Origin of the sequence: Azospirillum sp. TSH100 (assembly GCF_004923295.1) — a bacterium.
Taxonomy (GTDB): Bacteria; Pseudomonadota; Alphaproteobacteria; order Azospirillales; family Azospirillaceae; genus Azospirillum.
The window spans coordinates 721,636-741,318 of sequence record NZ_CP039636.1 but is presented as its reverse complement, the minus strand read 5'-3'; the positions used below and the strand labels follow the sequence as shown (position 1 = coordinate 741,318).

Below are 19,683 nucleotides of genomic sequence, written 5' to 3'. Positions count from 1 at the left end.
GACGATGGCAGCGACCCTCCAGGCTCCGCCCGCCGCGGTGGAGCGTCACCAGTTGTATGAAGACGCGCTCGCCATGCTCATGGGCACGCTGTTCATCGCGCTGGGCATGCTGATCTATTCCAAGACGATGCTGCTGACCGGCAGCACCGCCGGGCTGGCGCTGCTGCTGAGCTACGTCACCAAGGTTCAGTTCGGCCTCATCTTCTTCGCGATCAACCTGCCCTTCTATTGGCTGGCCTGGAAGCGGCTGGGCTGGAAGTTCACGGCGCGAACCTTCATCGCGGTGGCACTGGTGACGCTGTTCTCACGCATGACCGACCAGTGGGTGGGCTTCACCCACCTGGACCCGGTCTATGCGACGGTGGTGGGTAGCGGCCTGTGCGGCACCGGCCTCCTGATGCTGTTCCGCCACCGCACCGGGCTTGGCGGCGTCAACATCCTGGCGATCTACCTTCAGGAGCGGTACGGCATCCGTGCCGGCTATTTCCAGCTGGGGGTCGATCTCGCCATCCTGGCCGGCGCCTTCTTCATTCTGGCGCCGGACCGGCTGCTGCTGTCCGTGCTGGGAGCGGCCATCGTCAATCTGACGCTGGCGATCAACCACAAGCCGGGCCGCTATCTCGGCATGAGTTAAGGCGAAGCGGCCGCGGGCGTTGCGTCACCGCCCGCAGCAGGCCTTGTGTTTTTTTCCCGAACCGCAGGGGCAGGGATCGTTGCGGCCGACCTTCACCACGCGGCGTGGCGGGTCCTTGGGGTTCAGGACGCTGTCGACATAGAGCCAGCGGTCGTCCAACCGCCGGAAGCGCGACCGCTCGTGCAGCGGCCAGTCCTCGCCGTCGCGCTGGAAGGTCAGGAAGAACTCGACCATCCCCTCGTCACCGTTCTCCTCCGCCTTCATCACGATCAGCGGCCCCCATTCGCATTCCTGCGCCACCCGCTCCACATCGGCGCGGCTGAAGGTGGCGCGAGTTTCCGGCACGCAGCTCCGCTCGATATGATCGACGTCATGGCGGACGAAGGCGGTGTAGCGCGACCGCATCAGCGCTTCCGGTGACGGGGCGGGTTGCCCCGCCAGGATCGGGCCGCAGCACTGGTCGAAATCGCGGCCGGAACCGCAGGGGCAGGCGGACATGACGAAACGCTTCCTTCCTTGGACTCGGACCTTGGCATCGGGGCTTAGGCACCGGCTATCGCCAGCGGCAAAGTGCCCGTCAGAACTTAACGCCGTCTCAACGTTTGGCACAGGATCCTGCGACGCAGTCCGGCTCCGGCGTACCGCGCCGGGGTCGACGCTTGGCATGGGCATCCTTCAGATTGGCTGGCCTTGCAAGGGAAAATCGGTGCAGGAAAAATCGGCGAGAGGACCGGCGATGAACGGACAAGTCGGCAAGACGATGGCGGCAAGGGCCGAGCGGCGGCGTCTCAGCCTGCTCTTCAGGACATCGTCCGACCGCCATTCCGATGTGGCGACGATGCGGCTGCCCACCGCCGGTACGGTTCTGCGGCGTCTGGTGGGCGCCGCCCTGTTCCTGGCGCTGGCTGTCGGCGGCATCGCCTTCCTCGTCGAGGTCGAGATCGCCGACGGCCGGGTGATGGAGCTGGCGCGGGAGGAATCGGCCGCCTTTCTGGCGGAAGCACGCTCCTCGCTCTCCGCCGGTGCCGCCGACATCGATCTGGAGGCGTCGCTGCGGGGCTTCATGTCCAGCCGCGGCGAAATGCGCCCGAACCATGGCGATGGACGCTTCATCGTCGCCGAGCTTTACGCCCCGGATCAGCGGAAAACCGCGGAGTATGTCGCACCGGGCGCCGAATGGGCGGAAAAGCGGTTGTCCTCCAGCCGGCATGGCTTTCCCGGCAACGATGACGCCATCTACGACCGCTTCACGCTGGATGGGCACATCTTCATCCAGACGATGGAGCCGTTGCTCGATTCCGATGGCCGGCTGCTCGGCTATTTCGAGAGCGTCTTCCAGCTTTCGTCCCGCCGGTCAAACGAGATTCTGCGCGACACGGTCACCGTCGTCGGCGTCTCCTCCCTGTCGGTGTTGGGAACCTCGCTGATCCTGCTGCCGATCTTCGGAGCCTACAACCGGGGCATCCTGCGTCTGTCACGCGGCCTGCTCGACGCCAACATCGGCATGCTGACCGCACTGGGCAGCGCCATCGCCAAGCGCGACAGCGACACCAACGCCCACAATTATCGGGTGACGGTCCTGGCCATCCGTCTGGCCGAAGCGCTGGGGCTTGAAGATGCCGCGATCCGGCAATTGGTGAAGGGCGCCTTCCTGCATGATGTCGGGAAGATTGCCATTCCCGACAGCATCCTGCTGAAGCCCGGCAAGCTCGACGCCGAAGAATTCGCGGTGATGAAGACCCACGTCGTCCACGGACTGGACATCGTCGGCTCGTCCGACTGGCTGACCGACGCGGCCGACGTGGTCGGCGGCCATCACGAGAAGTTCGACGGGTCCGGCTATCCGCGCGGGCTGAAGGGCGACGCGATCCCGATCGCCGCCCGCATCTTCGCCGTCGCCGATGTCTTCGACGCGCTCACCTCCCGCCGCCCCTACAAGGAGCCGATGTCCTTCGCAGCCACCATGGAGATCCTGGCCGAGGGGGCGGGCAAGCACTTCGACCCGGTGGTGCTCGCCCGCTTCACCGGCATCGCCGCCGGTCTGCATGACCGGCTGACCAGACTTGGCGACGACGGCGTGCGCGACGAGCTTCGCGGACTGGTGATGCGCTATTTCAAGCTTGCGTGAACAGGATCACGCGGCAACGCCGCGCAGGAACAGGTCCACCGCCTTGTCGACGAAGGCGTGGCGTTCCTTTTCGCTTGGCGCGGGGCAGAGGCCGAGAACCAGCTGGCAATAGGCACCGCCCTGCATGGCGGACAGGAACTGCCGGGCGACGAAGGCCGGATCATCGGTGGCGATCACCCCACGCTCGTTCAGCCGGGTGAACAGGGCGACGAAATTGGCAATCCCCTGTTCAGGTCCCGCCTGGAAATAGAGCTGGGCGGCGAGCGGCATCCGGGTCGCCTCCCCGACCACCGCCTGATGGACGCGGATCGCCGCATCCGACCACAGCAGGTCGGTGAATCGGCGGCCGACCTGGACCAGGACATCACGCAACGGCATCCCGTCGAACATCTCCGGCGCAAAGTGCATGCCGCGCCGCTCACACTCGGCGGAGATCACCGCGGTGTACAGCTCCTCCTTGGACGGAAAGCGGGTATAGAGCGTCGTCTTGGACACCCGGGCCTGCTGTGCGACCTGATCCATCGATGCGGCGGCATAGCCGAGTTCCAGAAACACCTCCCGCGCTGCGGCGACGATCTGTTCCGCCTTCGCATCAGGGGACACGGATGGCTGAGACGCTTTTTGCTCCGATGACTGCACTGAACTGTACCGTTCACTCTTGACGTTGGCCGGGTGCCGGAGTAGGACGGTAACAGTACGATACAGTCCAGTCCAGTGGGGAGACGTGGTATGGCCCAACTCCGCGAAAGACGGTTTGCGTCCTCCGCAATGGCATCCAACATCATGGCGGCAGCCGCCATGCTGACGGTGGCGGGCCTGCTTGCCGGCTGCAACGAAACACACTCCGCCTCCACCCCCGCGGAAGGTGAGGTGCGGCCGGTCCGCGTCGCCACCGTCACGCTGGAACCGCTGGTCGACAGCGTCCGCTACCCGGCGGTGATCCGCCCGCGGGTGGAGGCCGATGTCGGCTTCCGCGTCGGCGGCAAGGTGACAGCGCGACTGGTGGAGGTCGGCAGCCGTGTCGAGCCCGGCATGCCGCTGGCCCGCCTCGATCCCACCGATCTTCAGTTGCAGATCCGGGCCTCCCGGGCACAGCTCGCCTCCGCCCAAGCCGACGCTTCCAACGCTCGCAGCGATTTCCAGCGCTACGCCAGCCTGCGTCAAGGCGAATGGACCACCCGCCAGGAATACGACCGCCGCAAGACGACGCTGGACAAGGCCGAGTCCAAGGTGCGCGAGGTGGAGGCGCAACTGCGCGTCCTCGACAACTCCGCCCAATATGCCACGCTGGTGGCGGATGAGGCCGGAATCGTCACCGCCACGCTGATCGAGCCGGGCCAAGTGGTCGCGGCCGGCCAGACCGCCCTGCGCATCGCCCGGCTGGGCAGCCTGGAGGCGGTGGCCAACATCCCCGAACAGAGCGTCGCCGCCCTGCCCCGCCAGACGCTGGCGGTGGAGCTGTGGTCCCATCCGGGCCGGAGCATCGCCGGCAGCCTGCGCGAGCTTTCGCCCAGCGCCGACGCCAACACCCGAACCTTCCAGGCGAAGATCACGCTGACCGATCCACCGCCCACCGTGCAACTCGGGATGACCGCCACCGTGGTCGCCGCTGCCGACCATGGCACGCCGGTCGCCCGCCTGCCCCTCAGTGCGCTGGCGCAACGGGAGCAGAAGCCGGCGGTGTGGGTGCTGTCCGCGCCGGACGACCGGCTGGAGCTGCGGCCCGTCACCGTCGCCGCCTATGCCGGGGACCTCGCCCTGATCGGCGGCGGGCTGGCGAACGGCGAGCGCGTCGTCACCGCCGGCGTCCACAAGCTCGACGCCGGCCAGAAGGTTCGCGTCTGGACGGAGCCGGCGCGATGAACCACTCACGCATGAACCTGTCGGCCTGGGCGCTGGCCCACCGGACGCTGGTGCTGTTCATGATGCTCGCCAGCGTTCTGGCGGGGGCGTTGGCTTATAAGAATTTGGGCCGGGCGGAGGATCCGTCCTTCACCTTCAAGGTGATGGTGGTGCGCACCCAATGGCCGGGCGCCACCGCGCGCGAGGTCGAACAGTTCGTCACCGACCGCATCGAGAAGAAGCTGGAGGAGGTGCCTTACTACGACGTCTCCCGCAGCTATTCCAAGCCCGGCGAGTCGGTGATCTTCGTCCAGCTTAAGGACTACACCCCGCCGAAAATGGTGCCGGACCTGTGGTATCAGGTGCGCAAGAAGATCGGCGACATCGGATACACCCTGCCGGACGGCGTGGTCGGCCCCTTTTTCAATGACGAGTTCGGCGACGTCTATTCCGGCATCTATGCCTTCATGGGCGAGGATTTCACCCCCGCCCAGTTGAAGAAGGTGGCCGAACAGGCGCGTGCCCGCCTGCTGAAATTGCCCGGTGTCGAGAAGATCGACCTGATCGCCCCGCAGGAGGAGCGAGTCTATGTCGAAATCTCCAGCCAACGGCTGGCCAGCTTCGGCCTGCCGGTGGATTCGGTGATCCAGGCGCTCCAGCGCGAGAATGCCATCGCCGCGTCCGGCGACGTCGATACCGGGTCGCAGCGGGTCTATGTCCGCCTCGACCTGGGCCTCGACACCGCTGCGGCGGTGCGCGCCATCCCGGTGGAGAGCGGCGGCCGGCTGCTGACCGTCGGCGACGTCGCGGAGGTCAAGCGCGGCTATGTCGAACCGCGCCGCTTTACCCTGCGCTACAAGGGCCGCGACGCCATCGGCCTGGGCGTCGTCATGGCGAAGGGTGGCAACGTCCTGAAGCTGGGCGAGCAACTCGACGCCGCGATGGAGAAGGTCCGCGCCGAACTGCCGGTCGGGCTGGAGGTGGCGCAGGTGGCCGACCAGCCGAAGGTGGTCGAACATTCGGTCGGCGAATTCATGGAATCGCTGGCCGAGGCGCTGGGCATCGTCATCCTGGTCAGCCTCGTCAGCCTGGGCTGGCGTACCGGCATCGTCGTGGCGCTGGCGGTTCCGCTGGTGCTGGCGATGACCCTGGTGGCGATGCAAATCCTGCACATCGACTTGCAGCGCATCTCGCTGGGCGCCCTCATCATCGCGCTCGGCCTGCTGGTGGACGACGCCATCATCGCGGTGGAGATGATGGTGGTGAAGATGGAACAGGGCTGGGACCGGCTGAAAGCGGGAGCCTTCGCCTATACCTCCACCGCCTTTCCGATGCTGAGCGGCACCATCGTCACCGCCGCCGGCTTCGTGCCGGTCGGTTTCGCGGCGTCGGCGGCCGGCGAATACACCAATTCGATCTTCTGGGTGGTGGCGTTGTCGCTGCTGCTGTCCTGGGTCGTGGCGGTGATCTTCACCCCCTATCTCGGCTGGCTGCTGCTGCCCAAGCCCAAGCATGTGGTGCCGGACGGACATGAACTGGACATCTACGACACCCGCACCTACCGCGTCCTACGCGGCATGATCGAGGCCTGCGTGCGGGCGCGCTGGGTCACCATTGGCGTCACGGTTGCTGCCTTCGCCGCCGCACTGGTCGGGTTCGGCCATGTCCAGCAGCAGTTCTTCCCATCGGCCAGCAGGCCGGAGCTGCTGATCGACATCCGGCTCGCCGAAGGCTCCTCATTCGAGGCGACGGCCGCCGAGGTGAAGCGGATGGAAGCCGTTCTGGCCAAGGACCCGGACGTCGATTACTGGGTCGCCTACACCGGCGGCGGATCGCCACGTTTCTACCTGCCGCTGGACCAGCAGTTGGAGACCGCCAACTTCGCCCAGTTCATGGTGATGACCAAGGGGCTGGAAGAGCGCGAGCATTTCATGCAACGGCTGGAGCCGACGCTGGAAGCCGACTTCCCTGCTGCCCGCGTCCGCATCAGCCGGCTGGAGAACGGCCCGCCGGTCGGCTATCCGGTGCAGTTCCGCGTCACAGGCGAGGACCCTGCGACCATCCGCAAGATCGCCTATCAGGTGCGCGACACCATGCGCGCCCACCCCAACACCGCCAATGTCCATCTCGACTGGGACGAGCTGTCGAAACGCGTCCGGCTGGAGGTGGACACCGCCAAGGCCCGTGCGCTCGGCGTGTCGAAGCAGGATCTGTCCAACGCCCTGCAACTGCTGCTGAACGGCATGTCCGTCACCCAGTACCGCGAGGGCACGGAGTTGATCGGCGTCCTGCTGCGCACCACGCCGGAAGAGCGGATGGACCTGTCGCGTTTGGGTGAGCTGAACGTCCGCACCAGCCGCGGCACGACCGTGCCGCTGAGCCAGGTCGCCGCCGTGCGCTATGAACTGGAGGAGCCGGTGCTGTGGCGCCGGGCACGCGAGACGACGATGACAGTCAAGGGCGACGTGACCGGCGGCTTGCAGGCGCCGGTGGTCAGCACCCAGCTAAACGCGCAGTTCAACACCCTGCGCGCCACCCTGCCCGACGGCTATGCCATCACCATGGGCGGCGCCATCGAGGAGAGCGCCAAGGGTCAGGACTCGATCAACGCCATGATGCCGGTGATGCTGCTGATCATGGTCACCACGCTGATGCTGCAATTGCAGAGCTTCTCGCGCGTGTTCATGGTCCTGCTGACCGCACCCTTGGGGCTGATCGGCGTCACCGCCTCGCTTCTGCTGTTCAACCTGCCCTTCGGTTTCGTCGCCATGCTGGGCGTCATCGCGCTGGCGGGCATCATCATGCGCAACTCGGTCATCCTGGTCGATCAGATCGAGCAGGACATCCGCAGCGGCCGGTCGCGCTGGGACAGCATCGTCGAGGCGACGGTCCGTCGTGCCCGCCCCATCGCGCTGACCGCCGCCGCTGCGATCCTTGCCATGATCCCGCTGACGCAAAGCGTCTTCTGGGGCCCGATGGCAGTCGCCATCATGGGTGGCCTGGCGGGGGCGACCGTGCTGACGATCTTCTTCCTGCCGGCGCTCTACGCCGCGTGGTTCCGTGTTCCCCGGCCTGAAAAAGAGGAGGTCGAGGACGATGGAATGAACGGCGCGCTGCCGAAACCGGCGCTGGGGGATTGATGACCTGCTCTCTCGCTCGAGCTTGACCACGGTCAAGGGGCGCACGCACGACCCGTGACAGGGTGACGCCACAATCGATCTCCCGATTGCATCATCACTGCTGATGATCCTCTTTCGTACTGTGCCTTTGCGCCCGGCGGCCTCAGCCCCCGGGCGCATTTTTTTGGCCTCAGTCGGCCCGCCGGCCCGCCGTCGCCAGAGTCATCCGGCCAAAGCCCGAACCTTCCCGCAGAAGGCGTCGGCCGCCCACCTCGATCCGGCGATAGGCCGGGCCCGCCATCAGCAGGCAGGCCGTCACCATCGCCACCAGCAGGGCCAGCGACCAGCCGCCCGGCAGAGCCTTGCGGTCGTAGATGCCGAGCCCCAGACCGAGCAGCCGCGTGGTGGCATATTCGACGAAGCCGTGGATCAGGTAGAGCGAATAGGACACGTCGCCCAGCCACACCAAAGGCCGGACATTCAACACATCCGCCGCCTGGCCACGGTTGGCGACCGCCGCCAGGATCAGCAGGGCGAACAGCGCAACGGCCAGCATGTCCGGCCCGCCGCTATGCAGAAGCAGCAGGATCGCCAGCACGACCGCGGCCATCGTCAGGTCACTGGACAGCACCGACGCGGCAAGCCCGCTGCGATAGGCGCTGTAGAGCAGCGTCCCCAGCAGGAATTCCGGCAGGCAGCGCAGCAGGGTCTGCGGGCCATCCCACTGATTCAGATTGTCCTGCGTCGCCCAGGCCAGCGCACAGAGCGTCGCAAGCGCGCCGACCGCCAGCAGGGACTGCGTCCGCCCGCTCGACCGCCAGACCCACGGCAACGCGAAGGGGAAGACCAGATAAGCCATGAATTCCAGGCTGATCGACCAGGCCGGATAGTTCCAGCTCAGCATGCTGGCATACAGGCCCTGGAGCATGAACAGGTTGGCGACCAGCGCCCACACTGACTCAGCACCCTTCAGCGGAATCGCGGGGAAGCTGCCGGTGGCGGCATATTCTACCGCACGGACGGCCAGCGCCGTCGCCACGAACAGCAGCAGGACCGCCAGATGCAGCGGATAAAGCCGGGCGATGCGCGCCCGCAGGAAAGCCCAGTATTTGTCGCCGACCGAGTCCGTGAAGGTGCCGTGATAGACGTGCGTCAGCACGAAGCCGCTGAGCATGAAGAACAGATCGACGGCCAGATAGCCCTTCTGCACCAGATACGTGTAACTGTCTGGGTGCAAATTAGGGAAGTACTGGAAGCTGTAATGGTACAGCACCACCCACAAGGCCGCGATGCCGCGCAACGGGGTCAGGGAGTGGAGGTGGCGGGGATTGGTCTGCGTGGTCATGGCGCAGGCTCCGACCACTCAGACCGCTGTCACCCACCCTGGTGATGGCAACCGGCCGCGCGCAGCCATCGGCCGCCCCGCCCTGAAGCCCGCACCCGTGTTCCAGCCAAGCCCCATCGAAACCACGTCACCCTCCAGCCGTTGCGCCGCGCGACACCCGTCCGGCTGCGGACGGAAAGGCGGCTCCATCGCGGGTTAACGGAGGAGGTGACGATTGGTTTCGCCACGAGGCTGTTACAGAATGGGGACCATCAAAGGAAGAAGACCAGCGTGGTCAGCCCGAGCAACGGCACGAGGATGCCGCAGGACCAAGCCATATAGCCGAAGAAGCTGGGCATGGTGACGCCGCGTTCCTCCGCGATCGCCTTGACCATGAAGTTGGGGGCATTGCCGATATAGCTGTTGGCCCCCATGAACACCGCACCTGCGGAGATCGCGGTCAGCGTCAGTGACAGATCGGTCATCAGCACCTTCGCGTCGCCGCCGGCGGTGTTGAAGAAGATCAGATAGGTCGGCGCGTTGTCGAGGAAGCTGGACAGGATGCCGGCCGCCCAGAAATAGGCGGCGGGGTTCGGCTTCCCGCCCTCGTTCACCGCGGAGATGATGGCGCCCAGCGCGCCGTCGGTGCCGGCCCGCAGGATGGCGATGGCCGGGATGATGGTCAGGAAGATGGCGGCGAACAGCTTCGCCACCTCCAGGATCGGACCCCAGCTGAAACCGTTCAGGCGGCGGCTCTGTTTGCTGGTCAGCGCCAGCGACAGGCCAGTGATGCCCAGCAGCAGCAGGTTCGAGACGATGGTCTCCAGCGGCACCGTCACATGGTACAGCGTGACGCCGGTGCCGGGATGCCAGACGCCGCTCAGCAGCACCGCGCCGACGATGGCGATCAGCAGCAGCAGGTTGACGCTGCCCTCGATCCGGATCGGCTCGCGTTCATGCACGCCCTCGATCAGCGGATGCTTGCCGGGATCGCGGGTGTGCAGGACGAGGTCCAGCACGAAATAGATCACCAGCAGCAGGCTGGACAGGAAGGCCATCGGCGCCAGCAGATGGACGGTCGGCCAGAAGAAATCGACGCCCTTCAGGAAACCCAGGAACAGTGGCGGGTCGCCCAACGGGGTCAGCGATCCGCCGACATTCGACACCAGGAAGATGAAGAAGACGACCGTGTGGACCTTGTGGCGCCGGTGCTCGTTCGCCCGCAGCAACGGGCGGATCAGCAGCATCGAGGCGCCGGTGGTGCCCATCAGGCTGGCCAGCACCGTGCCCAATGCCAGCCCGACCGTGTTGGCCAGCGGCGTCCCCACCAGCGACCCGACCAGCCGCACGCCGCCTGCCACCGTGAACAGCGCGGTCAGCAGCACGATGAAGGGAATATATTCAAGAAGAACCGTGTGCAGCAGTTCATAGGTCGCGAGATCGACACCGAAGGTGGCGGCGAAGGGGACCAGAAAGGCCAAGGCCCAGGCTGCCGAGATCTTGCCGAAATGGTGATGCCAGACCATCGGCGCCAGCAACGGGAACAGAGCGATCGACAGCAGGATCCCCGCGAAGGGCACCACCCACGCGGCGCCCAGCAGCCGCCCGTCCAGATGCGGCACGCCACCATGGGCCACCTCCGCCGCCACCTCCGCCGCTTGTACCCCTTGCGTTCCCAGCAGCACACCGCCGAAGGCGAGCACCGCCCAAAGAACAGTCGGGAGGATGGACGAGCGGCGATGGTGGGCGAGGAATGTGATCATCGGTCCGGAATGTAGGCTGACGAAAGGAACGGGAGTATGCGGACTGACGCAGCGTAAGCCAAGCCGGAAGGGGCATCGGCGACACGAACTTTCGTAGGCGGGGGTAGGCGGCGAGCTAAGGACAAGCCCGCAACACCACAGCCCGGTCGGTCATGCCCGTCCAACCGGACAGTGGCCGACACTCTGCCCCAACACACAGCCGGTGTTCACCGGTGAAGCCGGACGCCGCCAGCGTTACCTTGTCCTGCGGCGGCAGGACCGGCCTCCAGGCCAGCCACCCATCGGCGCTCAGCCGGGCATCGGGGCCGGGCTCCATTCCCGCACCGGTGCCACGGATGCCCGCCTCCACCAGACGCAGCTGGCCCGCATCGACCGTCCAACTCTCCCGCCACTCCGTTTTCTCGATGGAGTGGGTCCAGGACAGGGTGAACTCCTCCCCGGGCAGCGACGCCAGCAGCGCGCCGCCGAGGGCGAACAGGCAGAGACCGCCCACCTCAGGCCGCAGCGGCGGTCGGCACGCTCCGGCGCCGGTGCTGCCACAGCACAAAGAGGACGGTCATGACGAAGGCGGCCTCGTCGGTCAGGGGCAGCGCGACGATGAACAGGAAGGAGGCCGCCGCGGCATAGAGCCGGGCGACCAGCGACAGCGGCGTCCAGAAGAAGCCGATGGTCGCCGCCCCCCACAGGGCGATGGCGACGCAGGCCTTTATGAACACATAGGCCACCGCCAGCCAGCTCCCGGATTGCAGCACCAGCGCCGGGTCGTAGACCGCCATGAAGGGCACGACATAGCCCGCCATCGCCACCCGCGTCGCGATCCAGCCGATCTCCATGTGGTCAGCCTTGCAGATCGACGAGGCCGCCAGCGCCGCCAGGGCGACCGGCGGGGTCAGGTCGGCCATTATGCCGAAATAGAAGACGAACATGTGGCTGACGATCAGCGGCACGCCCATGGTCAGCAGGGCCGGGGCGGCGATCGAGGCGGTGATGATGTAGTTGGCCGTCGTCGGCAGGCCGGTGCCCAGCACGATGCAGGCGATCATGGTCAGCACCAGCGCCGCCAGCAGATTGCCGCCCGACCAGTCGACGATGGTGGAGGCGAAGCTCGACGCCAGCCCGGTCAGCGTCATCATGCCGATCAGCACGCCGACCAGAGCGCAGGCGACGCCGACACCGACCGCGTTCTTGGCGCCGTCGGCAATGCTGTTGACCACCAGCGCCAGCGTCTGCCGCCCGCCCTTGAACAGCAGGCAGGGGATGATCAGCAGGGTGACCATGGTGAAGGCGAGATGCTCGGTCCGGAACCCCAGCTTCCACAGGCCCGCCGCGACCAGCCCGACCGCGACCCAGAAGCCGACGCGCAGCGCCATCGGCCCGATGGTGCCGACGATGGTGGTACCAAGGATCAGGGCCGCGGTCGCCGCGATGCCGATGACGCCGGCGAACAGCGGCGTGAAGCCGGAGAACAGCAGGTAGATCAGAGCCGCCAGCGGCAGGATCAGGTACCAGCCCTCCACCACCGCGCGGAGCGCGCTCGGGCACTGGTCCCTGGGCAGGCCGACGAGGTTCCGCATGCCCGCTTCGAGATGGACCATCCAGAAGGCGCTGCCGAAATAGAGGATCGCCGGGATTGCGGCGGCGATGGCGACCTCGCTGTAGGGCACGCCGATGGTCTCCGCCATGATGAAGGCGGCTGCCCCCATCACCGGCGGCATCAACTGCCCGCCCATGCTGGCGGTGGCCTCGACCGCGCCGGCGAAGGCCGGCCGATAACCGAAGCGCATCATCAACGGGATGGTGAACTGCCCGGTGGTCAGCACGTTGGCGACACCCGACCCGTTGATGGTGCCCATCAGGCCGGACGAGATCACCGCCACCTTGGCCGGCCCGCCCTTGGCATGGCCGACGAGGCCGAGCGACACGTCGTTGAACAGCTTGATCATGCCGGCGCGCTCAAGGAAGGCACCGAACAGGATGAACAGGAAGATATAGCTGGCCGACACGAAGGTCGGCGTGCCGTAAAGCCCCTCCGTAGACAGGTACAGATTGTCGATCACCTGATCGAGATCGTAGCCGCGGTGGGCAAGCCCGAAGGGCAGATGGCGGCCGAACAGGGCATAGGGGATGAAGACGCCGCACATGATCGGCAGCGCCAGCCCCATGATGCGCCGCGCCGCCTCGAACACCAGCGCCACGGCGACGGTGCCGACGATGAGGTCGGTGGTGTTGGGATCGCCGGCCCGCTGGATCAGCTCAACCTCGAACACGTAATGGTAGAGGCCGACGCCGAAGGCGGTCAGGCCCAGCAGCCAGTCGTACCAGGGAACCCGCCTGCGCTCCGCCGTCTGGCGGAAGCCGAACAGGGTGAAGGTCATCAGCAGCAGGAAGCCGACATGGACCGCCCGCACCACCATGGTGGAGACCGGGTTGAAGGCGGCGGTCCAGATCTGGAAGGCGGAGAAGGCGACGGCGATGGCGAAGACCGCCCGCCCGTCGAACCCCTCAAATGCGGCGACCGTCGCCGGATTTTCCCGGTCGATCGCCTGACGGATCTCGGAGTCCGCCTGATTTTTCTGTGCGCTCACCACGGATTCTCCGCCCGTCCGTTTCTTACATCAGGCCCTTTTCCTTGAAGTACTTGATGGCGCCCGGATGCAGCGGCACCGGCGACTGGGTGGCGGTCTGGTCCAGCTTGATCTGCTTGGCGGCGACATGGGCCGCGGCCAGCGCGTCGAGATTCTCGAACAGCGTCTTCGTCATCGCATAGGCGGCGTCGTCCGACACGCCGGAATGGCTGACCAGCAGGTTGCGGACGGCGGCGGTCGGAACGGCCTCGGTCTGGCCGGGATAGGTGCCGGCGGGGATCGTTTCGGTGATATAGGCGGGATCGCCCACCTTCTGCACCACCTCGGCCGGAATGCTGACGACGGTTATCTCCTGCGACGAGGACAGATCCTTGATCGCCGCCACGCCAAGGCCGGCGGAGATCAGCGTCGCGTCAAGCTGGCGGTTTTTGATCAGGTCGACCGATTCGCCGAAGGGCAGATACTCGGTCTTGGCGAAATCCTTGTAGGTCAGGCCGGCGGCGCCGAAGATCGCCCGCGCGTTCAGCTCTGTCCCCGACTTCGGCGCGCCGACCGACACCCGCTTGCCCTTCAGGTCGGCCAGCGTCTTGATCCCCGAGTCCTTGGCGGCGACGACCTGGATGTAGTTGGGGTAGATGGCGGCGATGGTGCGCAGCTTGTCCAGCTTCTGCTTGAAGCCGACCTCCTCGTTGCCCTTCCAGGCGTCGCTCAACGAATCGCCCAGCGTAAATCCGATTTCGCCCCGGCCGGCTTGGAGAAGATTCAGATTCTCCACTGACGCCTTGGTCGCCTGCGCCGTCACCTTCGCCCCCGGCAGCGCCTTGCCGTACACGTTCGACAGCGCCACCCCCAGCGGGTAATAGACGCCGCTGGTGCCGCCGGTCAGGACGGTTATGAAGGTCTCGGCCTTGGCCGGGAGTGCGGCAAGGCCAAGGCCGATGCCAAGGCCCGCGGCCGTGCACAGGGCCAGGACGCGACGCGTCACGGATGGGCGATTCATAGTGGCTCTCCCCATTCTCATTGCTGCACCCGGATCGTTGCCGGGCGGATTTATTTGTAGGCCCACAGAGCGTAGGCAGCCCCAACCCACTGTAACGCGCCACAAAATTGCGCGCCAGTACGTACAATCCGACATAACGATGGTTGCGATGTCATTCTTTCGGCCAAACCATGCACAGGCTTCTTGACCTCGACGGGGAGACACCCCCTATCCTTGTGGCGCAAGATCGCCGACCGAAGCGGACACCACCATGCCCCCGGCCAACGGCGCGTCAACCGACAGTGATCAGTCCCAACTGCACGCCATACGACTGCAAGCCAGACTTCAGCCAGCGGGAGGAAAACCGATGTCCTGTACCGTTTCGATGACCGTCAACGGCAAGACGGTCTCGCGCGAGGTGGAGGAGCGTACGCTGCTCGTCACCTTCCTGCGCGAGCATCTGGGCCTGACGGGCACCCATGTCGGCTGCGACACCAGCCAATGCGGCGCCTGCGTCGTCCATGTCGACGGCCGGTCGGTGAAGTCCTGCACCACGCTGGCTGTCCAGGCCAACGGGGCGGCGGTGACCACGATCGAAGGGCTGGCGGCGGCCGACGGCACGCTGCACCCGATGCAGGCCGCCTTCCGCGAACATCACGGCCTGCAATGCGGCTTCTGCACGCCGGGCATGGTTATGAGCGCGGTCGATCTGGTCCGCGAGACCCCGAACCCGACCGAGGCCGAAATCCGCGAGGGGCTGGAAGGCAACATCTGCCGCTGCACCGGCTATCACAACATCGTCCGGGCGGTGAAGGCGGGAGCCGAGGCGATGGCGGGGACGCAGGCAACGCCGGTGGCCGCCGAATAAGGGCGAAACGCCCAGAACAGAAAAGATTGCAGATAAGGCATTTCCGCATCTTCAGCGTTCCTGTGGGAGGAAACACGAGATGGCGAACCCCAATGGCATCGGCGCCTCGGTGCGCCGGCGCGAAGACCAGCGTTTTCTGACCGGCCGTGGCAACTACACCGACGATTTCAAGCGCCCGAACATGACCCATGCGGTCCATGTGCGCTCCCCCTACGCCCATGCCCGCATCCTGGGCATCGACTTCGCCGACGCATTGGCGATGCCGGGCGTCGTCGCGGTGCTGACCGGCGCCGACATGGAGGCCGACAAGGTCGGCAGCCTGCCCTGCGGCTGGCAGATCCACTCCAAGGACGGATCGCCGATGAAGGAGCCGCCTCACTATCCACTGGCGCGCGACCGCGTGCGCTATGTCGGCGACGCGGTGGCGGTGGTGATCGCCGAAACCCGCGAGCAGGCGCGCGACGCCGCCGAGATGGTGGTGGTCGATTACGAGGAACTGCCGGCGGTGGGCTCCTCGACCCGCGCGATTGCCGGCGGGGCCCCGCTGGTCCATGACGATGCGCCGGACAATGTCTGCTATGACTGGCATCTGGGCGACAAGGCGGCGGTGGACGCGGCCTTCGCCACTGCCGCCCATGTCGCCAAGATCGATCTGGTCAACCAGCGTCTGGTCCCGAACGCGATGGAACCGCGGGCGGCGATGGGCGAATACGACCAGTCCAGCGGCGAATACACGCTGACCACCACCAGCCAGAACCCACATGTCACCCGCCTGCTGATGGGCGCCTTCGTGCTGGGCATTCCCGAACACAAGCTGCGGGTGGTGGCGCCCGATGTCGGCGGCGGTTTCGGATCGAAGATCTTCCATTACGGGGAGGAGGCGGTCGTCACCTGGGCGGCGCGCAAAGTCGGTCGGCCGGTGAAATGGACTGCCGACCGCTCGGAGAGCTTCCTGACCGACGCCCATGGCCGCGACCATGTCAGCCATGCCGAGCTGGCGATGGACGCGGACGGCAACTTCCTGGCGCTGCGCGTCTCGACACTGGCCAATCTCGGCGCCTATCTGTCGACCTTCGCGCCATCGATCCCGACCTATCTCTACGCCACCCTGCTGGCCGGCCAGTACAAGACTCCGGCGATCTATGCCGAGGTGAAAGCGGTCTTCACCAACACCGCCCCCGTCGACGCCTATCGCGGCGCCGGTCGGCCCGAGGCCTGCTATCTGATCGAACGGATCGTCGATGTGGCTGCCGGCGTGATGGGCATGGACAAGACCGAGATCCGCCGCCGCAACTTCGTGCCGAAAGAGGCGATGCCCTACCAGACGCCGGTGGCGCTGCAATACGACACCGGCGACTTCGCCAAGAATCTCGACATCGCCCTGCCGCTGGTCGACTATCCCGGCTTCCAGCAGCGCCGGGCCGAATCGAAGGCGCGCGGCAAGCTGCGCGGCATCGGATTCGCGACCTACATCGAGGCATGCGGCATCGCCCCCAGCAATGTCGCCGGTGCGCTCGGCGCTCGCGCGGGACTTTATGAATGCGCGGAAGTCCGTTTCCATCCAACGGGTTCGGTGACGGTCTTCACCGGGGCTCACAGCCACGGCCAGGGCCATGAGACCACCTTCGCCCAGATCGTGGCCGACCGCTTCGGCATCCCGATCGAAAATGTCGAGATCGTCCACGGCGACACCAACAAGATCCCCTTCGGCATGGGCACCTACGGCTCGCGCTCGCTCGCGGTCGGCGGTTCGGCCCTGGTGAAGGCGATGGATAAAGTGGAGCGCAAGGCGAAGAAGATCGCCGCCCACATGCTGGAGGCCGCCGAGACCGACATTGAAGTGAAGGACGGACGTTTCACCGTCGCCGGCACCGACAAGAGCCTGGGCATCGGCGACATCGCCCTGCAAGCCTATGTCCCGCACAACTTCCCGCTCGACGAGCTGGAGCCGGGGCTGGACGAGCAGGCCTTCTACGATCCGAAGAACTTCACCTATCCCAACGGCTGCCATGTCTGCGAGGTGGAGATCGACCCCGACACCGGTGTCACCACGATCGTCAGCTTCGCCGCGGTGGACGATTTCGGCAACGTCATCAACCCGCTGATCGTCGAGGGGCAGGTGCATGGCGGCCTCGTCCAGGGCATCGGGCAGGCGCTGTACGAGAACTGTGTCTATGACGAGGAGTCGGGGCAGCTCGTCACCGGCTCCTACATGGACTATTGCATGCCGCGGGCGGACGATGTCCCATCCTTCACCGTGCGCTATCACGAGGACCAGCCCTGCACCCACAACCCGCTGGGCGTGAAGGGCTGCGGCGAGGCCGGAACCATCGGCGCCGCCGCAGCCGTGATGAACGCGGTGGTCGATGCGCTGTCCGACTATGGCGTCACCCACATGGACATGCCGGCGACGCCGGAGAAGGTCTGGCGGACGATCCGCGACGCTGCTCCCGCCATGGCAGCGGAATAAGACGGCCGAAGAAGAAGGAGGCTAGAGAATGTACGCGTTCACGTACCAACGGCCGACATCGCTTGCCGACGCGGCAACCGCCATCCAGGCGGAAGACGCCAAGCTGCTGGGCGGCGGCCAGACCCTGCTGCCGACGCTGAAGCAGCGGCTCGCCCGGCCGACCGACCTGATCGACCTCGGCGCCATTCCGGAGCTGAAGGGCATCCGCGAGGCTGATGGCGGGCTGGAGATCGGCGCCTTCACCCGCCATGCGGAGGTCGCGCATTCCGACCTCGTCAAACGGGTGATCCCGGCGCTGGCCGGCCTTGCCGAGGGCATCGGCGACCGGCAGGTCCGCAACATGGGCACGATGGGCGGTTCCATCGCCAACGCCGACCCGTCGGCCGACTATCCGTCGGCGGTGGTGGCGCTGAAATCGGTGGTAACCACCGACCGCCGGACCATCGCCGGGGACGATTTCTTCACCGGCATGTTCGAAACCGCGCTGGAGCTTGGCGAGATCGTCAAGTCGGTGCGCTTCTCCCGTCCCGATAAGGCGGCCTACGCCAAGTTCCGCAACCCGGCCAGCCGCTACGCCATCGTCGGCGTCTTCGTCGCCAAGTTCGGCGCCGAAGTGCGGGTGGCGGTGACCGGTGCCGCCGGCTCGGTCTTCCGCGCCGAGGCGTTCGAGACCGCGCTCGCCGCCGACTTCCGGGCGGACGCCCTGAACGGCCTGTCGGTAGAGGCCGACGGCCTGAACGCCGACATCCACGCCAGCGCCGACTACCGCGCCCACCTCGTCACCGTGATGGCCAAGCGCGCGGTGGAAGCGGCGGGTTGATTGGTCAGAAAGATCCCCTCTCCCCCCTGGGGAGAGGGTTAGGGTGAGGGGGGATGCATTGTGTGGTTCTCCCTGGCAATGCACAGTCCCTCACCCGGCGCCTTCGGCGCCACCCTCTCCCCGAGGGAGAGGGTCAGCACCCCTCACCCGGTCGGCTTCGCCGCCCGACCTCTCCCCAGGGGGGAGAGGCGGATTTGCCGGTTGGCTCCTAAAGGCTCTCGATGACCTCGTCCCTCCCAGCCTCCGTCGACGACACGCTGGCGCTTCTCACCCGCGGCTCCTACGTCGCGGACCGCTCGCTGGCGACATCACTGTTCCTGGCGTTGAAGCTGAAGCGCCCGCTGTTCCTGGAAGGCGAGGCCGGCGTCGGCAAGACGGAGATCGCCAAGGTCCTGTCGGCAACACTCGGCCGCAAGCTGTTGCGGCTGCAATGCTATGAGGGTTTGGACGCCTCGTCCGCCGTCTATGAGTGGAACTACGCCCGCCAGATGATGGAAATCCGGCTGGCCGAGGCGTCGGGCGGGCAGGATCGCGAGTCTCTGGCCTCCGACCTGTTCTCCGAACGCTTCCTGGTCAAGCGCCCGCTGCTCCAGGCACTGGAACCGGACCTGGCCGGCCCGCCGGTGCTGCTGATCGACGAGCTGGACCGTACCGACGAGCCGTTCGAGGCCTATCTGCTGGAAATCCTGTCCGACTATCAGGTCTCGATCCCCGAATTCGGCACCGTCCATGCGCCGGAGCCGCCCATCGTCATCCTCACCTCCAACCGCACGCGCGAGATTCACGACGCATTGAAAAGGCGCTGCTTCTACCATTGGGTCGATTACCCCAGCGCCGCGCGGGAACGCGAGATCGTCACGGTCAAGGCGCCACAGGCCGATGCCCGGCTGGCGGCCCAGGTGGTGGGATTCGTCCAGACCCTGCGCGGCATGGATCTCTACAAGGCCCCGGGCGTGGCTGAAACACTCGACTGGGCCCAGGCCCTGGTGGAGTTGAACCAGCTGGAACTGGCCCCCTCCGTCATCAACGACACGTTGGGCACGCTGCTGAAGTACCAGGACGACATCGCCCGCATCCAGGGCAGCGAGGCGGCGCGCATCCTGACCCAGGTCAAGACCGAGCTGGCCGCCACCACCGCGCGGTGAGGCCGC

General features: G+C 66.3%; 15 protein-coding genes. 8 read left to right on the top strand and 7 right to left on the bottom strand.

Going from position 1 to position 19,683, the window contains the following annotated elements:
* The first annotated feature begins 4 nt into the window (after positions 1-4).
* Positions 5-634 (top strand): YitT family protein, encoded by a 630-nt coding sequence (locus E6C72_RS20855; protein WP_109084771.1) that lies wholly within the window; start codon positions 5-7, stop codon positions 632-634.
* A gap of 24 nt (positions 635-658) precedes the next feature.
* Here the strand turns inward: E6C72_RS20855 and E6C72_RS20850 are convergent, their stop codons facing one another.
* Positions 659-1,132 carry a YchJ family protein gene (locus tag E6C72_RS20850; RefSeq protein ID WP_109084772.1) on the bottom strand — a complete coding sequence of 158 codons (474 nt, stop codon included), beginning with the start codon at positions 1,130-1,132 and terminating at the stop codon, positions 659-661.
* A gap of 238 nt (positions 1,133-1,370) precedes the next feature.
* Here E6C72_RS20850 and E6C72_RS20845 point away from each other — a divergent pair, with 238 nt between their 5' ends.
* Positions 1,371-2,762 carry an HD-GYP domain-containing protein gene (locus tag E6C72_RS20845; RefSeq protein ID WP_247875546.1) on the top strand — a complete coding sequence of 464 codons (1,392 nt, stop codon included), beginning with the start codon at positions 1,371-1,373 and terminating at the stop codon, positions 2,760-2,762.
* Between the two features lie 6 nt (positions 2,763-2,768).
* On the opposite strand, the gene E6C72_RS20840 is transcribed toward E6C72_RS20845, so the two are convergent.
* Positions 2,769-3,365, bottom strand: coding sequence for a TetR/AcrR family transcriptional regulator (locus tag E6C72_RS20840; RefSeq protein WP_247875548.1), 597 nt, complete (start codon positions 3,363-3,365; stop codon positions 2,769-2,771).
* Positions 3,366-3,530: 165 nt separating this feature from the next.
* Between E6C72_RS20840 and E6C72_RS20835 the strand changes: the two genes are divergently transcribed.
* Positions 3,531-4,625 carry an efflux RND transporter periplasmic adaptor subunit gene (locus E6C72_RS20835; protein ID WP_247875549.1) on the top strand — a complete coding sequence of 365 codons (1,095 nt, stop codon included), beginning with the start codon at positions 3,531-3,533 and terminating at the stop codon, positions 4,623-4,625.
* Positions 4,622-7,744 carry an efflux RND transporter permease subunit gene (locus E6C72_RS20830; RefSeq protein ID WP_109084775.1) on the top strand — a complete coding sequence of 1,041 codons (3,123 nt, stop codon included), beginning with the start codon at positions 4,622-4,624 and terminating at the stop codon, positions 7,742-7,744. Before E6C72_RS20835 ends, E6C72_RS20830 begins: the two co-directional genes overlap by 4 nt.
* Before the next feature lie 169 nt (positions 7,745-7,913).
* On the opposite strand, the gene E6C72_RS20825 is transcribed toward E6C72_RS20830, so the two are convergent.
* From E6C72_RS20825 to E6C72_RS20805, 5 genes are all read right to left on the bottom strand, one after another.
* Positions 7,914-9,068, bottom strand: a complete 1,155-nt coding sequence (locus E6C72_RS20825; RefSeq protein ID WP_109084776.1) for an acyltransferase — start codon at positions 9,066-9,068, stop codon at positions 7,914-7,916.
* A gap of 251 nt (positions 9,069-9,319) precedes the next feature.
* A complete protein-coding gene (locus E6C72_RS20820; RefSeq protein ID WP_109084777.1) occupies positions 9,320-10,810 on the bottom strand; it encodes a sodium:proton antiporter in 1,491 nt (496 codons plus the stop codon).
* Positions 10,811-10,925: 115 nt separating this feature from the next.
* The gene (locus tag E6C72_RS20815; protein WP_109084778.1) at positions 10,926-11,303 is read right to left on the bottom strand and encodes a DUF1850 domain-containing protein; all 378 of its coding nucleotides are present in this window, start codon (positions 11,301-11,303) and stop codon (positions 10,926-10,928) included.
* A 1-nt stretch (position 11,304) separates the two neighbouring features.
* Positions 11,305-13,395, bottom strand: a complete 2,091-nt coding sequence (locus E6C72_RS20810; RefSeq protein ID WP_109084779.1) for a TRAP transporter permease — start codon at positions 13,393-13,395, stop codon at positions 11,305-11,307.
* Between the two features lie 25 nt (positions 13,396-13,420).
* Positions 13,421-14,380, bottom strand: a complete 960-nt coding sequence (locus tag E6C72_RS20805; protein ID WP_109084819.1) for a TAXI family TRAP transporter solute-binding subunit — start codon at positions 14,378-14,380, stop codon at positions 13,421-13,423.
* Positions 14,381-14,741: 361 nt separating this feature from the next.
* Here E6C72_RS20805 and E6C72_RS20800 point away from each other — a divergent pair, with 361 nt between their 5' ends.
* From E6C72_RS20800 to E6C72_RS20785, 4 genes are all read left to right on the top strand, one after another.
* Positions 14,742-15,242 carry a (2Fe-2S)-binding protein gene (locus tag E6C72_RS20800; protein ID WP_109084780.1) on the top strand — a complete coding sequence of 167 codons (501 nt, stop codon included), beginning with the start codon at positions 14,742-14,744 and terminating at the stop codon, positions 15,240-15,242.
* 79 nt (positions 15,243-15,321) lie between these two features.
* Positions 15,322-17,712: a xanthine dehydrogenase family protein molybdopterin-binding subunit gene (locus E6C72_RS20795; RefSeq protein ID WP_109084781.1), complete on the top strand. Its 2,391-nt coding sequence runs from the start codon at positions 15,322-15,324 to the stop codon at positions 17,710-17,712.
* Between the two features lie 28 nt (positions 17,713-17,740).
* Positions 17,741-18,532 carry a xanthine dehydrogenase family protein subunit M gene (locus tag E6C72_RS20790; protein WP_109084782.1) on the top strand — a complete coding sequence of 264 codons (792 nt, stop codon included), beginning with the start codon at positions 17,741-17,743 and terminating at the stop codon, positions 18,530-18,532.
* Positions 18,533-18,753: 221 nt separating this feature from the next.
* Complete coding sequence (locus tag E6C72_RS20785; protein ID WP_109084783.1) at positions 18,754-19,677, top strand: MoxR family ATPase; 924 nt, start codon at positions 18,754-18,756, stop codon at positions 19,675-19,677.
* The last annotated feature ends 6 nt before the right edge of the window (positions 19,678-19,683 follow it).